The 13789-nt window shown below is 65.3% G+C and carries 14 protein-coding genes; 6 read left to right on the forward strand and 8 right to left on the reverse strand.

Annotated elements, in window-relative coordinates; translation table 11 throughout:
• Nucleotides 1-9: 9 nt before the first annotated feature.
• Together CEY05_RS14090 and CEY05_RS14095 are read left to right on the forward strand one after the other, a co-directional pair.
• Nucleotides 10-540 (forward strand): histone H1-like DNA-binding protein, encoded by a 531-nt coding sequence (locus CEY05_RS14090; RefSeq protein WP_088598944.1) that lies wholly within the window; start codon nucleotides 10-12, stop codon nucleotides 538-540.
• 146 nt (nucleotides 541-686) lie between these two features.
• Complete coding sequence (locus CEY05_RS14095) at nucleotides 687-1247, forward strand: YggT family protein (RefSeq protein ID WP_088598945.1); 561 nt, start codon at nucleotides 687-689, stop codon at nucleotides 1245-1247.
• A gap of 91 nt (nucleotides 1248-1338) precedes the next feature.
• On the opposite strand, the gene CEY05_RS14100 is transcribed toward CEY05_RS14095, so the two are convergent.
• The 8 genes from CEY05_RS14100 to CEY05_RS14135 form a co-directional block, all read right to left on the reverse strand.
• Nucleotides 1339-1845, reverse strand: coding sequence for a glycine zipper 2TM domain-containing protein (locus CEY05_RS14100; protein ID WP_088598946.1), 507 nt, complete (start codon nucleotides 1843-1845; stop codon nucleotides 1339-1341).
• Nucleotides 1846-2023: 178 nt separating this feature from the next.
• Nucleotides 2024-2965, reverse strand: a complete 942-nt coding sequence (locus CEY05_RS14105; RefSeq protein WP_088598947.1) for a carbohydrate kinase family protein — start codon at nucleotides 2963-2965, stop codon at nucleotides 2024-2026.
• A gap of 22 nt (nucleotides 2966-2987) precedes the next feature.
• On the reverse strand, nucleotides 2988-4514 hold the full coding sequence (locus CEY05_RS14110) for a DUF3426 domain-containing protein (protein ID WP_088598948.1): 1527 nt from the start codon (nucleotides 4512-4514) through the stop codon (nucleotides 2988-2990).
• Nucleotides 4515-4539: 25 nt separating this feature from the next.
• Entirely contained in the window at nucleotides 4540-5466 is a 927-nt protein-coding gene (prmA, locus tag CEY05_RS14115) for a 50S ribosomal protein L11 methyltransferase (RefSeq protein WP_088598949.1), read from the reverse strand.
• Between the two features lie 109 nt (nucleotides 5467-5575).
• A complete protein-coding gene (gene accC / locus CEY05_RS14120; RefSeq protein ID WP_088598950.1) occupies nucleotides 5576-6922 on the reverse strand; it encodes an acetyl-CoA carboxylase biotin carboxylase subunit in 1347 nt (448 codons plus the stop codon).
• Between the two features lie 13 nt (nucleotides 6923-6935).
• Nucleotides 6936-7385, reverse strand: a complete 450-nt coding sequence (gene accB, locus CEY05_RS14125) for an acetyl-CoA carboxylase biotin carboxyl carrier protein (protein ID WP_088598951.1) — start codon at nucleotides 7383-7385, stop codon at nucleotides 6936-6938.
• A 91-nt stretch (nucleotides 7386-7476) separates the two neighbouring features.
• Nucleotides 7477-7911, reverse strand: a complete 435-nt coding sequence (gene aroQ, locus CEY05_RS14130) for a type II 3-dehydroquinate dehydratase (protein WP_088598952.1) — start codon at nucleotides 7909-7911, stop codon at nucleotides 7477-7479.
• A 230-nt stretch (nucleotides 7912-8141) separates the two neighbouring features.
• Nucleotides 8142-8690 carry a TlpA disulfide reductase family protein gene (locus CEY05_RS14135; RefSeq protein ID WP_088598953.1) on the reverse strand — a complete coding sequence of 183 codons (549 nt, stop codon included), beginning with the start codon at nucleotides 8688-8690 and terminating at the stop codon, nucleotides 8142-8144.
• 96 nt (nucleotides 8691-8786) lie between these two features.
• On the opposite strand from CEY05_RS14135, the gene mpl reads away from it, so the two are divergent.
• The 4 genes from mpl to CEY05_RS14155 all read left to right on the forward strand — a co-directional run bounded on the left by mpl (nucleotide 8787) and on the right by CEY05_RS14155 (nucleotide 13771).
• Nucleotides 8787-10202, forward strand: coding sequence for a UDP-N-acetylmuramate:L-alanyl-gamma-D-glutamyl-meso-diaminopimelate ligase (mpl, locus tag CEY05_RS14140; RefSeq protein ID WP_088598954.1), 1416 nt, complete (start codon nucleotides 8787-8789; stop codon nucleotides 10200-10202).
• Nucleotides 10196-10825, forward strand: a complete 630-nt coding sequence (locus CEY05_RS14145) for a YqiA/YcfP family alpha/beta fold hydrolase (RefSeq protein WP_198952801.1) — start codon at nucleotides 10196-10198, stop codon at nucleotides 10823-10825. The genes mpl and CEY05_RS14145 overlap by 7 nt, the downstream gene beginning before the upstream one ends.
• A gap of 167 nt (nucleotides 10826-10992) precedes the next feature.
• A complete protein-coding gene (locus CEY05_RS14150) occupies nucleotides 10993-13002 on the forward strand; it encodes a ribonuclease catalytic domain-containing protein (RefSeq protein ID WP_088607526.1) in 2010 nt (669 codons plus the stop codon).
• Between the two features lie 91 nt (nucleotides 13003-13093).
• Nucleotides 13094-13771 carry a response regulator transcription factor gene (locus CEY05_RS14155; RefSeq protein ID WP_088598957.1) on the forward strand — a complete coding sequence of 226 codons (678 nt, stop codon included), beginning with the start codon at nucleotides 13094-13096 and terminating at the stop codon, nucleotides 13769-13771.
• Nucleotides 13772-13789 lie beyond the last annotated feature (18 nt).

Below are 13789 nucleotides of genomic sequence, written 5' to 3' on the forward strand. Positions count from 1 at the left end.
AGCAAGACCATGGCAACTGCCAAGAAAGCCGCCAAGAAGGCGGTAAAGAAAGCCCCGGCCAAGAAGGCCGCGGTGAAGAAAGCCCCGGCCAAGAAAGCCGCGGTGAAGAAGGTTGCTGCGAAGAAAGTCGCAGTCAAGAAAGTAGCGGCCAAGAAGGCCGTGAAGAAAGCGGTGAAGAAGGTTGCGGCCAAGAAAGTCGCCACCAAGAAAGTCGCCGCCAAGAAGGCTCCGGCCAAGAAAGCCGCAGTCAAGAAGGTAGCCGCCAAGAAGGTCGCCAAGAAAGCTGTAGCCAAGAAGGCTGTTGCCAAGAAAGCCGTCGCCAAGAAAGCGACTGCCAAGAAGGCCGCCAAAAAGGCTGTAGCCAAAAAGGCCCCTGCGAAAAAGGCTGCTGCGAAGAAGCCTGCTGCGAAGAAGGCCCCTGCCAAGAAGGCTGCTGCGAAGAAGGCCGCTGCTGCGCCTTCGACCGCTGCTGCGCCTGGCGCGAAGACGGCACTGAATCCCGCCGCTTCGTGGCCCTTCCCGACGGGCGGCCGTCCGTAAGGACTGACTGTCAGTCGAAGCAGTACCTGCGGTACCTGAAGCCACCTGGTCCAAAGCCAGGTGGCTTTTTCAATGACAGATGCTGCGTCCCATTCATGCGAGAATGCGCATTGCCGTAGAACTCTAACTTTGCGATCAAGGCGGCCATGTTCGGCGACATCACCAGTTTTCTGCTCGATACCGTATTCACCCTGTTCGGCGCCGCGCTCATCGCGCGGGCCTGGCTGCACGCGGTGCGCATGCATCCGTTCAATCCCTTGGCGCGGGTGATCTACCAAGCCACCAACTGGCTGGTGATGCCCTTGCGCAAACTGTTGCCCGCGCGTGGCCTGGTCGATTGGGCCAGCCTGCTGGCCGCCTGGCTGACCGCCCTGGTCTACCTGCTGCTGACCTGGCTGCTGGTGCTGGGCCTGGTGATGCCCGTCTCCACCCTGGGGCCCGCCGTACTGGTGTCTTTCCTGACGGTGGTGCGCTGGGCCTTCAACCTGCTGGTGTGGGTGACGCTGGCCCAGGCCATCCTGTCGTGGGTCAATCCGCTGGCGCCCGTGATGCCCTTGCTGCAGACGCTCACCGATCCGCTGCTGGAGCCGATCCGGCGTATCCTGCCGCGTGGCGGCATCGACTTCTCCCCGCTGGTCCTGGTCGTGCTGGGCCAATGCGCGGTGATGGTCATCACGCGTATCAGCTACTCCATTTTCGCGCTCTGAAAATTCCTGCACGATCCGTCGCTGCAGACGGAAATGAAAAAGGCCTGGGTCCGGTGCAGCACCGGACCCAGGCCTTTTGAACGACTGAGGATTACATCGGCACGATACGGGTGGGGCCGTTGCCGCTGATCACCTGGACACGCTGGCCAACGCTGACCGGGGTGTCGGCGGCCTGGGCCACCACACGCGACTCGCCATTGTCCAGACGCACGGTGATTTCCAGGCCGGAGCTGGTACCGACGCGGTTTTCAACGGCATTACCCGCCAGCGCGCCAAGAATGACGCCGCCGACCGTGGCAATGGCGCGGCCGCTGCCGCCACCGATGGCATTGCCCGCCACGCCGCCCAGCGCGCCACCGGCCACCAGGCCAGCGCCCGAGGACTTGTCGTTCTGGATGGTGATGGGACGCACACCGGTCACGGTGCCGGTACGCACGATCTGCTCGCGTTGAGCCTGATCGTAGCTGTACACGCCGCTGGACGCGCTGTTATTGGCGCAACCCGCAAGCAAGGCGAAAGAGGTGGCGACCGCGCCAGCGGCCAGCCAACGTACGGCTCGCGCACGAGTGGGAATAAGAGATGATTTGTTTTGATTCATGATTTTGCGAGCTCCTGGATCGGGGTTGCTGCGATGTAGATAATACGCCTACGGCTAGGGTTAACGAGAACCAAACGGCGTTCTCGCAATAGCCTGCAACGATTTCTTTACCTTAGTGCTTAGCCTAAGTCGAAAGTTTCCACCCCGTATCCAGCGCTTGCACATGGCATAGCGGCCTTCACACCGGCAGGCTGATTCCATACGACTGTAGCAAGGTATTACTAATCTCCCCGCGCGACGGACGATGGTTCTGCGGACCGCGGGAGGCGATCTTGATTGCCCCCATCACGTTGCCCAGGCGGCAGCAGTCCAGCCAGCTCCAGCCCAGGCTCAGGCCATACAGCAAACCGGCACGATGTGCGTCGCCGCAACCGGTGGGATCCACCACCTGCGCCGCCGCGATCGGCGCGATCTGCTGTTCACCCTCTTTCGTCCACAGGCTGGCACCTTCGCCGCCCCGCGTCACGATCGCGGCTTGCAAGCCCCGTGCCAGCTCAGCAATGCTGCTGCCCGTGCGCTGTTCCACCACGCCTGCCTCATAGTCATTGACCGTGAGGACCTGCGCCCATTGCAGCATGCGGCGCAGGTCGGCGCCGTCGAACAGCGGCATGGCCTGGCCCAGGTCGAAGATGAAGGGAATGCCTGCTGCGTGCAGACGCTCGGCGTGGGCGAACATGCCTTCCTTGGCGTCCGGCGCGACGATCGCCCAGGCCGCCTCGGCGCCGCTGACGTCGTTCTGCGCGGAGAAGCTCATGGCGCCGGGGTGGAAGGCGGCGATCTGGTTATCGTCCAGATCGGTGGTGATGAAGCATTGCGCGGTCAGGGTGTCGGGAATCACCTTGACGCGGCTGGAATCGATTGCCAGCGTGCGCAGGCGTTCCAGGTAATCGCCGGCGTCCTCGCCCACGGTGGCGACCGGGACCGGATTGCCGCCCAGCAGCTTCAGGTTGTAGGCGATATTACCGGCGCAGCCACCATATTCCTTGCGCATGGACGGCGTCAGGAAGGAGACGCTCAGGGACTGGACACGCTCCGGCAGGATGTGCTCTTTGAAACGGCCTTCGAAAACCGCGATCGTGTCAAAAGCCATCGAGCCGCAAACCAGCACAGGGGATGCCATGGGGAGTCCTTTATTGGGGAAATCAGGGAAAGAATTTGTCCAGCTGGTAGCCGTTGACCTGGGCACCCGCGATACGCAGCGGGACACTCAGGCTTTGCTCACCGCCGGCGGGGAAAGCGCCGCGCGTGCCCGTGGGCAGATAGTCTTCGGGGCGTAACACCTTGCGCACCACGACCGTATCCGACAGGTCGGTCAATTCCAGCACCAGTGCCGGCCAGGGTTGCGGCTTGTCATAGCGGTTGCGCAGGGTCACGCTGAGGACCAGGTGGGTGATGCCATCGCCGGTAGCGGTCGCCCCGGCGGGCGGCTGCAACGTCGATGCCGTGATGGAAATGCGCTCCAGCCGGCGGGCGTAGCCGACTTCGCAGCCCAGTGCGGCGCAGACGGACTGCAAGGCCGGGCGCAATGCTGGCACGCTGCTGGCCACCGCCGACCGGTATACGTAGACGCCCTGCAGGCCCAGCGCGACCAGGGCCAACAGGCAACCGACCGCCCACAGGCGGCGGATCAGGGCGGCGCGGCGCAGGCGCGACTCGTCCATGAAGACCGGTGGCGCCATGCCGGCGTCGACGTCGTCGTCGTAACGGGTACGCGCGTCGCCTCGGACCGGGGTATAGGCCTCGGGGCCGGTGTCATCGTCCTGGTCGGCGCGATGGTCGCGGTCGGGGTAGATGTAGACGGGGCTTTCGTGGCTGTCGTGGTCGTCGCGGCTGGCGGGGCTGACAGGACTGACGACATGGCTGACACGGCTGCCGAAGCGGTCGGCACCGAAGTCGTCGCGCGACCGGTCATCGGCGTCCGTGACCGGATGGCCGTGCAGGTCGTCGTCGTATTCGTCATCGGCGGGATCGACGTAGACCGGCCGTTGGCGCTGGCGGATGACCTGCGGGTCGCCTTGCAAGCCATCTTGCAAGCCATATCGCAAGCCGTCGCGCGGGTCGTGCCGCACGTTGTCTTTCGCGCCGCTAGCCGTTGGCGCCCGCTCTCCGGGAAGCGGGAGGGCGGCATCGTCGTCGTCGAACGGTTCGTCTTCGTCCTCGGGCTCGTCGCGGACGATGAATGTAGGCTCCTGCCGTCCCGCGTCGGCCCGGCCCCGCAGGACCGCGGGCGGTTCGGCGGACAGGACGGGTTCCTTGGCCCACAACTGAGCGTCGGAAATATCCTCACGCACCTTGATCGGTGCGATCGGCGTGGCCGGCGCGACCGGCGTGATTGGCGCAACCGGAGGCGTGACCGGGGTATCCCACGGCGGCGCTGCTGGCGGCACAACGGACTGCACCACGGGCGGCGCAGCCGGCTGCACGACTGGCTGCACGACTGGCTGCACAACAGGCTGCACAACGGGCGGCACCTGCGGCTTCACCGCAGGAGGCACCACAGGCTCAGGCGCAGGCGCCAATACCGGCATGTCCTCGTCGACGATCGCCTCGTAGCCGTCGAACACCCGGGTGCAGACGCCGCAACGGACCAGCCCATTGCGTACCCGCAATTGGTCCGCGACCACCTTGAAGGCGGTACCGCAGTGAGGGCAGCGTGTGGTCAGGGCCATGGCGCGCGTTCCGCTTCAGCGGCGATCAGGTCCGGCGGCCATGCAGGCAAACCCAGCCGTCGAGCGCGCGCCATACCGACATCTGCAAGTATTTCGCATAGACGGCGCACACTTCATCGGCCTGCCGTTCCAGCACGCCGGACAGCACCAGCGAGCCACCGGGCGCCACGCGGCTGGTCAGCAGCGGCGCCAGCACCTTGAGCGGATTGGACAGGATGTTCGCCACCACTACGTCGCTCAAGCCATCGGGCATGGCATCCGGCAACATGGCCCGCACCTCGACCTGGTTGACGCGCGCATTGTCCAGGGTCGAAATGACAGCCTGTTCATCGATGTCCACCGCCACCGTCTCACCAGCGCCGAGCTTGCGCGCGGCGATGGCCAGGATGCCGGAACCGCAGCCGTAGTCCAGCACCGTGGCCGCCTGCGGCAGCGATGCTTCCAGCCACGCCAGGCACAGATGGGTCGTGGGATGGCTGCCCGTGCCGAAAGCCAGGCCCGGATCCAGTTCGATATGGATGCCGCCGCCGTCCGGCGTCTTGTCCATGCCGGGCACGGCGGGATCGTCACGATGCCAGCTGGGCACGATCCAGATGCGGTCGGAAATATGGATGGGGCCGAATTGCGCCTGCGTCAGGCGCACCCAATCGGCATCGGGCACGTCGCGCAGGGACCAGTCCGCCAGCGCGGCGGCGTAATCCTGGCCCAGGACGCCGACCACTTCCTCGATGATCTGCGCCGGATCGGCGCCATCGGGCAGCAAGGCGACGACCTGGTTGTGCTCCCAGGCCTGGACGTCGGGCTCGGTGCCGGGCTCGCCGAACAGAGGATTTTCCTGTTCAGTGTCACGGTCCGCATCCTCGACCGACACCGACAGCACGCCGGCCGCCAGCAATTCGTCGGACACGGCTTCCGCCTGCGCCTCGGGGCAATGGAGCACGAGCTCACGCATAATGATTTCCGTCTTGAATACGCCGTCCCGGAGCCCGGTCCGGCCGTCAGATACCTGACCCTGCCGGTAAAAAAACAGGGCCCACAGGCCCTGATTGTAGTAGCAGCGCTCAGGGACGTTGCGCGAGCTTGTGCTCCAGGTAGTGGATGCTGGTGCCGCCTTCGATGAAGCGGGCATCCTGCAGCAGTTCCCGGTGCAGGGGGATGTTGGTGGAAATGCCTTCGACCACCATCTCCGACAGCGCGATACGCATGCGGGCCAGGGCCTGCTCGCGATCGTCACCATAGGTGATGACCTTGGCGATCATCGAGTCGTAGTTGGGCGGGACGAAATAGCCGTTATAGGCATGCGAATCGATACGCACGCCCGGGCCACCGGGGGTGTGCCAGTTCGTGATGCGGCCAGGGCTGGGCACGAAACGGAACGGATCCTCGGCGTTGATACGGCATTCCAGGGCATGGCCCTTGAACTGGACATCGCGCTGGCGCAGCGTGAACTTCTCGCCGGCGGCGATGCGGATCTGCTGCTGTACCAGGTCGATACCGGTAATCAGCTCCGTCACCGGATGTTCCACCTGGATGCGGGTGTTCATCTCGATGAAGTAGAACTCGCCGTTCTCGAACAGGAATTCGAAGGTACCGGCGCCGCGGTAGCCGATCTTGCGGCAGGCGTCGGCACAGCGGTCGCCGATGCGCTCGATCAGGCGACGGGCGATGCCGGGCGCGGGCGCTTCTTCGATCACCTTCTGGTGGCGGCGCTGCATGGAGCAGTCGCGCTCGCCCAGCCAGACGGCGTTGCGGCCGCCATCGGCCAGGATCTGGATTTCCACATGGCGCGGGTTCTCAAGGAACTTCTCCATATAGACTTCCGGGTTGTTGAAGGCCGCACCGGCTTCCGAACGCGTCATGGTGACCGCGTTGATCAGGGCCGCTTCGGTGTAGACCACGCGCATGCCACGGCCACCGCCGCCGCCCGCGGCCTTGATGATGACCGGGTAGCCGACCTCGCGCGCAATGCGCATGATCTCTTGCGGGTTGTCGGGCAAGGCGCCTTCGGAACCGGGCACCACCGGAACGCCGGCTTCGATCATGGCGCGCTTGGCGCTGACCTTGTCGCCCATCAGGCGAATCGAGTCCGGGCGCGGGCCGATGAAGACGAAACCGCTCTTTTCCACACGGTCGGCGAAGTCGGCATTTTCCGACAGGAAGCCATAACCGGGGTGGATGGCCTCCGCATCGGTGACTTCGGCCGCCGAGATGATGGCGGGCATATTGAGGTAGCTTTCGCGCGAGGGCGCCGGGCCGATACACACGGACTCGTCAGCCAGCCGGACATATTTGGCTTCGCGGTCGGCCTCGGAGTGCACGACCACGGTTTTGATGCCCAGCTCGCGGCAAGCGCGTTGGATGCGCAGCGCGATCTCGCCGCGATTGGCGATCAGGATTTTTTCGAACATGGAAGCTATCGCTTTAGCCGATGACGAACAGAGGTTGGCCGTATTCGACGGGCTCGCCGTTCTCGACCAGGATTTCCTTGATGACGCCGGACTTGTCGGCTTCGATCTCGTTGAGCAGCTTCATCGCTTCGATGATGCACAGCGGATCGCCTTCCTTGACGGTTTGGCCGACGTCGACGAAGGGCGCGGAGCCCGGGTTGGGCGAGCGGTAGAACGTGCCGACCATGGGCGCCTTCACCGCGTGGCCCTGCACCACCGGCGCGGCCGGGGCAGCGGCGGGGGCGGCGGCGGCAGCGGCGGGCGCGGCGGCCATCATGGCTTCGGGGGCGTGGTAGGCCACGGGCTGCAAGGTCTGGGAGAACTTGACGATGCGAACCTTGCCTTCACCCTCGGTGATTTCCAGTTCGGCAATGCCCGATTCGGCCACCAGGTCGATCAGGGTTTTAAGTTTTCGGAGGTCCATGAAGCTGCTTCCCGGTGTTGTGACGGCATGCGCCCGTAGTGATGGGTGCCGTACGCTTAGGTGGAGATGAAAAGCTTGGAGATGTCGCGGTTCAGTGCCGCGCCGCATACCGCAGAGCGGCTTCGTAGCCGTCCGCGCCCAGGCCCGAAATAAGTCCCACGGCCAGATCCGACAAATAGGAGTGATGCCGGAAAGGCTCGCGCTTATACAAGTTGGACAGATGTACTTCTATAAAAGGGATGGAAACCGCGGCCAGTGCGTCACGCACGGCCACGCTGGTGTGCGTGTAGGCGGCGGCGTTGATGACGATGAAGTCGGTGCCATCCTGGCGCGCGGCCTGGATGCGATCGACCAGATCTCCTTCGTGATTGCCTTGCCAATGCTGCAGCCCGACACTCAGTTCGCCCGCCAGGGCGACAAGGTTGTCGTTGATCTGAGCCAACGTGAGGCTGCCGTAGATTCCCGGCTCACGGGTGCCCAACAGATTCAGATTCGGGCCGTGCAAGACCAGTATGCGTTGCGCCATTGCTACTTTCCGGTCCCCGCGCGCCGTCCGATGCCCGCTACCGGCAGGCATCCGATCGCGCCGGACCTCGGATTAATGAATATTGAGTATTGAATGCGGAAGTCCGCTTACAAACACGGCGCCACGAGGACGCCGAGACTGCAGGCAGGTTAATCTGCCGCGAAAACCATCAATAAGGCAGCTTTTTACGACAAATTGCCTTATTTGTCCATGGTGGAAACAGCTCGACATCACGCACCTAGGGTTTTCAACCAGGCGCTCACCTCATCTTCCTTCACCGTGCCGAGAACTTTATGGCTAATTCCGCCATTTTTGTCCAACAGCACGGAAAAAGGCAAACCACCCGGGCCATTTCCCAGGCCACGCATGAGATCTATCGCCCCCGGACCTGCCACCAGCAGAGGGTAGGAAACCGGCACTTTGGCGACGAATTTGCGCATGTTGTCAGCGGTATCGACGCCGATGCCCACGAACTGTGCCTGCGGGTGCTGTTTACTCAAGGCATCGAGCGCGGGCATCTCCTTGACGCACGGCGCACACCATGTCGCCCAGAAATTTATCAAGACAGGCTTACCTTGCCAGTCGCCGACGCGATGGCTGCCACCGTCGAGGTCGGGAAACGCGCGGGTCAGCAAGTCGCCGGTTGCGCCTGCGTCCTTGCCAGCAGTGGCGTCGGCGGCCAGGGCCGTCGGCATGTAGCGCGCCAACCAGGCCGTCGTCGCCAGCGTGAGCGTGCGCAAAAGAAAAGTGCGTCTGTCCATGCCCGTGATATTACCCATTACCTGGCGCCGTGGCACCTGCCGCGCGACGGATAGGTCCAGCAGAAAAGTCCGAGGGGCGGGCACCCTCTACAATGCGTGCAGGAGAAATACCTCATGCATCTGCACATTCTCGGCATCTGCGGCACTTTCATGGGCGGCCTGGCGCTGGTGGCGCGCGCCGCCGGCCATACCGTCACCGGCTGCGATACCGGCGTCTACCCCCCCATGAGCACGCAGTTGGAGGAACAAGGCATCGCGTTGACGGAAGGCTATGGCGCCGACCAGATGGCGCTCCAGCCCGACCTCTACGTCATCGGCAACGTCGTCACGCGCGGCAATCCGCTGATGGAAGCCATTCTGGAGTCCGGCGCGCCCTACGTTTCCGGCCCGCAGTGGCTGTGCGAAAACGTACTGGCCGGCCGGCACGTCCTGGCGGTGGCCGGCACGCACGGCAAGACCACCACCAGTTCCATGCTGGCCTGGATCCTGGAATACGCCGGGCTCAAGCCTAATTTCCTGATCGGCGGCGTGGCGAGCGACCTCAAGGTGTCGGCCCGTTTCGACCCGCAAATACCCTGGTTCGTCATCGAGGCGGACGAATACGACACGGCGTTTTTCGACAAGCGGTCCAAGTTCGTCCACTACCGGCCGCGCACCGCCATCCTGAACAACCTGGAATACGATCACGCCGACATCTTCCCCGATCTGGCCGCCATCGAAACCCAGTTCCATCATCTGGTGCGCACCATCCCCGCTGGCGGCCGCATCGTGCTGCCGCAGGCCGATGCCGCCCTGGACCGGGTGCTGGGGCGCGGCTGCTGGACGCCCGTGGTGCGTTTCGGCGCGGGCGCGGCCTGGGAGGCTGGCGCCCCCGCCGACGACGGCAGCTTCGAGGTGCAACACGAGGGCCAAACCGTCGGCCGCGTGCGTTGGGACCTGACCGGCGCGCACAACCGCGCCAATGCGTTGGCCGCCCTGGCGGCAGCGGACCATGCGGGCGTGCCCGCGGCCACCGGCATCGCCGCCTTGTCCGTGTTCGGGGGCGTGAAGCGCCGCATGGAATTGCGCGGCACCGTGCATGGCATCAAGGTCTACGACGACTTCGCCCATCACCCGACCGCCATCGCCACCACCCTGGAAGGCTTGCGCCGCCAGGTCGGACCGGCGCGCATCCTGGCGGTGCTGGAGCCTCGTTCGAACACCATGAAGCTGGGCGCCATGGCCGACCGCCTGCCGGCGGCGCTGGCCGATGCCGACCTGGTGTTCTGCTTCGGCGCCAGCAGCGGCAAGCACGCCCTGGGCTGGGATCCGGCCAAGGTGCTGGCGCCGCTGGGCGCGCGCGCATCCAGCCACGACGATCTGGATGAACTGGTGCGCGCCGTCGCGCAGGCGGCCCGCCCTGGCGACCACATCCTGGTGATGAGCAACGGCGGCTTCGGCGGCGTGCACGGCAAGCTGCTCGATGCCCTGGCCAGGGTCCAGGCCGGCAGCCCGGCCGACCCGGATGCGACCGGGCGGAAATCATCATGATCCTTTATCTGCACGGATTCCGGTCCTCGCCGGCCTCGTTCAAGGCACGCCTGATGGCGCAGGCCATGGCCGATCGCGGCCTGGCCGACGACTGGCGCTGCCCGCAACTGCCCGCCAGCCCGCGCGAGGCAATCGAACTGGCCATGTCGCTGGCCCATGAACTGCTGGACCGGGCCGGACGCAGCCCCGGCGCCGACGGCAAGGCAGCCAGCGGCCCGCGCGCCCTGACGGTGATCGGCTCATCGCTGGGCGGCTATTACGCCGGCTGGCTGGCGGAGCAGCTGGGCTGCCGCGCCGTGCTGCTGAACCCGGCGGTGCACGCGCCGCGCGACCTCGCCACCCAGGTCGGCGCGCAGACTATGTATCATTCGGGCGAGCCATTCGAATTCCAACCAGAGTTTGTGGCGGAACTGGCCGCCATCGAGATCGAGCGTCCGACCCGGCCCGAGCGCTATTTCCTGGTGGCCGCCACGGGCGACGAAGTGCTCGATTGGCAGGAAATGCGGGATTTTTACGCCGGCTGCCGCCAGCGCATCATTCCCGGCAGCGACCATGGCATTGCCGATTTCGAAAAATATCTGCCCGAAGTCCTGGAATTCGCGCTGCGGGATGGACACTCATAGCCCGCCGCGGCATGCGCGCATGCCATGCCGAAGCCGGAATTTTTTGCCACCTGTACGCATATATATACCTAGATGAACCACGCCGGGCTGGCGCGCCCGGCGCCTGACAAGAACCCCGCATTTGCGCGCGGCCGCTTGCGTGCCGCGCCCACCGACAGATCCTGACCATGCACGTGTTTTACGAAGACGACGGCGCTTTCAAAGCCGGCCGCATCATGTCCGAAACGGACGCCAGCCTCCAGGTTGAAGCAGACTCCGGCAAGCGCAGCAAGATCAAGCGGGCCAACACCCTGTTCACCTTCGACAAGCCGGAGCCCACCGAGCTGCTGCGCCAGGCCGAGACGGCCGCGGCGGACATCGACCTGCAATTCCTGTGGGAGTGCGCGCCGCAGGAGGAATTCGACACGCCCGCGCTGGCGGCCGACTACTTCGGCCACACGCCTTCGCCGGTGGAGCAGGCGGCCCTGTTGATGCGCCTGCACGGCGCGCCGGCGTATTTCCATCGGCGCGGCAAGGGACGCTATCGTCCGGCCCCGCCCGACATCCTGGCCGCCGCCCTGGCCGCCATCGAGAAAAAACGCCTGCAAGCCGAGCAGCAGGAACACTGGGTTGACGACATGGCCGCCGGCAAACTGCCGGACGAAATCCGCGCCGCCGCCGAAAACCTGTTGATCCGGCCCGACAAGAACACCCAGCAATGGAAGGCGCTGGACGCCGCCTGCGCGCGCCTGCAGAAGACACCCGACCGGCTGCTGCTGGAGCTGGGCGCGTGGCCCCACGCGCTGGCCCTGCATATGCGCCGCTTCCTGGCCGTCAACTTCCCGCGCGGCACCGGTTTTCCGGAAGTCGTGGTGCCGCCGCTGGACAAGGAACTGCCGCTGGCGGACGCGGAAATCTATTCGGTCGACGACGTCACCACCACGGAAATCGACGATGCGCTGTCGGTCACCGAACTGGCGGACGGCCTGGTCCGTGTCGGCGTGCACGTGGCCGCACCCGGGCTGGCCGTGACGCGTGGCAGCGAACTGGATGCCCTGGCGCGCGCGCGCCTGTCCACGGTCTACATGCCCGGCGACAAGATTCCCATGCAGCCGGATGCCGTCATCCAGGCATTTTCGCTGGATGCGGGACGTGAGGTGCCGGCGCTGTCGCTGTACGCGACCATCAACCCGTCGACCGGCGAAGTGGTGGAATCGGTCAGCCGCGTGGAACGCATCGTGGTGCGCGAGAACCTGCGCCACAACACCCTGGACGGCGCCATCACCGAGGCCGCGCTGGCCGATCCGCAGGCCGACCTGCCCTATGCCCACTGGCTGCGGCCGCTGTGGCGCGTCGCGCTGGCCCTGAGCGCCAAACGCGAGGAAGTGCGCGGCAAGCCGGAAAACAACAGCCGGGTCGAGTACAGCTTCTACCTGGACGGCCCCGCCGACAATCCCGACACGCCGGTGCGCCTGGTGCCGCGCCAGCGCAACGCGCCGCTGGACCGCATGGTGGCGGAATTCATGATCCTGGCCAATAACCAGTGGGGCGGCCTGCTGGCCCAGCACGGGGTGCCGGGTATCTATCGTTCGCAACAGGCCGGCCGCGTGCGCATGAGCACCCAGCCGCTGCCGCACGAAGCGATCGGCGTGCCGCAGTATGCGTGGAGTACCTCGCCCCTGCGTCGCTACGTCGACCTGGTCAACCAATGGCAGCTCATCGCCACGGTGGACAACGGGGTATCGGCACGCCTGGTGGCGCCCTTCAAGCCCAAGGATGCCGACCTGTTCGCCATCATCGGCGCCTTCGACGCGCAATACGCCGCCTGGGCGGACTTCCAGAACTCGATGGAGCGCTACTGGTGCCTGCGCTGGCTCAAGCAGCAGAACGTCACCCGTACCACCGCGAGCGTGCTGCGCGACGATCTGGTGCGCCTGGGCAACGCGCCGCTGGTGGTGCGCGTGGGCGGTATGCCATCGCTCGACCGCGGCACCAAGGTCACCATCGACATCCTGGGCACCGACGAATTGGCGCTGGAAGCCGAATGCCGCTATGTCGGCGAAGTGGCGCAAGCGCAGGCGGATGCGGATGCGGATGCGGATGCGGATGCGGCAGATGATGCTGCGGGAGATGGAGCGAGTGATGCCACCGGCGATGCGGCGGATGATGCGCCGCAGGCCCCGCCCCCGGCCGCCTGAATAGCAAGCCGGCGCACCGGGCGATAAGGCCGGCGCGCCGGTGAGCTATCATCGGCGCGTGCGGCAAAAACATGCCCCAAGGGGAGACAACATGCGCATCCTGCTCGTCGAAGACAATCTCGACCTTGGCGATGCGGTCGAAAGCAAGCTACGCAATGCGGGCCACAGCGTCCAATGGGTACGCGACGGCGAGTCCGCCTTGCAGTGGGCCCGCCACGAAACCTGGGACGCGCTGGTGCTGGACATCATGCTGCCCGGCAAGAGCGGCTTCGACGTCATCCGCGAACTGCGCGGCAACGGCGTGGAAGCGCCGGTGCTGGTCGTCACGGCCCGCTCCGAAATCGAAGACAAGATCGACATGCTGGACCTCGGCGCCGACGACTACCTGGTCAAACCCTTCGACCTGCGCGAGCTGGAAGCCCGCCTGCGCGCCTTGATGCGGCGCCCCGCCGGCCGCACCACCAGCCTGGCGACCTATGGCAACCTGGCGCTGGACCTGGCCGGACGTACCGCCGCCTTGAACGGCATGCCGCTGGAACTGGGCCGGCGCGAATTCCGCCTGCTGGAGATCCTGCTCAGCCGCCAGGGCAGCACGGTGGCCAAGGAAAGACTGATGAGCCAGCTGTTCGATCTGGACGATGTCTCGCTGAATGCCCTGGAGTTGCTGATTTCGCGCCTGCGCAAGAAGCTGGCGTCGTCCTCGGTGGACATCGTCACGGTGCGCGGCGTGGGCTACCAGGCGCGCATCAGCGAGAGCGTCACGGCTTGATCGAGCGCCGCGACTCCG

This window comes from Achromobacter sp. HZ34 (genome assembly GCF_002209485.1).
In the GTDB taxonomy this organism is placed as follows: domain Bacteria; phylum Pseudomonadota; class Gammaproteobacteria; order Burkholderiales; family Burkholderiaceae_B; genus Bordetella_C.

Bases quoted from the DNA above. Each gene is read 5' to 3' on its own strand.
- CEY05_RS14090 (WP_088598944.1), top strand. From the start codon at position 10: ATGGCAACTGCCAAGAAAGCCGCCAAGAAGGCGGTAAAGAAAGCCCCG.
- CEY05_RS14095 (WP_088598945.1), top strand. From the start codon at position 687: ATGTTCGGCGACATCACCAGTTTTCTGCTCGATACCGTATTCACCCTG.
- CEY05_RS14100 (WP_088598946.1), bottom strand. From the start codon at position 1,845: ATGAATCAAAACAAATCATCTCTTATTCCCACTCGTGCGCGAGCCGTA.
- CEY05_RS14105 (WP_088598947.1), bottom strand. From the start codon at position 2,965: ATGGCATCCCCTGTGCTGGTTTGCGGCTCGATGGCTTTTGACACGATC.
- CEY05_RS14110 (WP_088598948.1), bottom strand. From the start codon at position 4,514: ATGGCCCTGACCACACGCTGCCCTCACTGCGGTACCGCCTTCAAGGTG.
- prmA (WP_088598949.1), bottom strand. From the start codon at position 5,466: ATGCGTGAGCTCGTGCTCCATTGCCCCGAGGCGCAGGCGGAAGCCGTG.
- accC (WP_088598950.1), bottom strand. From the start codon at position 6,922: ATGTTCGAAAAAATCCTGATCGCCAATCGCGGCGAGATCGCGCTGCGC.
- accB (WP_088598951.1), bottom strand. From the start codon at position 7,385: ATGGACCTCCGAAAACTTAAAACCCTGATCGACCTGGTGGCCGAATCG.
- aroQ (WP_088598952.1), bottom strand. From the start codon at position 7,911: ATGGCGCAACGCATACTGGTCTTGCACGGCCCGAATCTGAATCTGTTG.
- CEY05_RS14135 (WP_088598953.1), bottom strand. From the start codon at position 8,690: ATGGGTAATATCACGGGCATGGACAGACGCACTTTTCTTTTGCGCACG.
- mpl (WP_088598954.1), top strand. From the start codon at position 8,787: ATGCATCTGCACATTCTCGGCATCTGCGGCACTTTCATGGGCGGCCTG.
- CEY05_RS14150 (WP_088607526.1), top strand. From the start codon at position 10,993: ATGCACGTGTTTTACGAAGACGACGGCGCTTTCAAAGCCGGCCGCATC.
- CEY05_RS14155 (WP_088598957.1), top strand. From the start codon at position 13,094: ATGCGCATCCTGCTCGTCGAAGACAATCTCGACCTTGGCGATGCGGTC.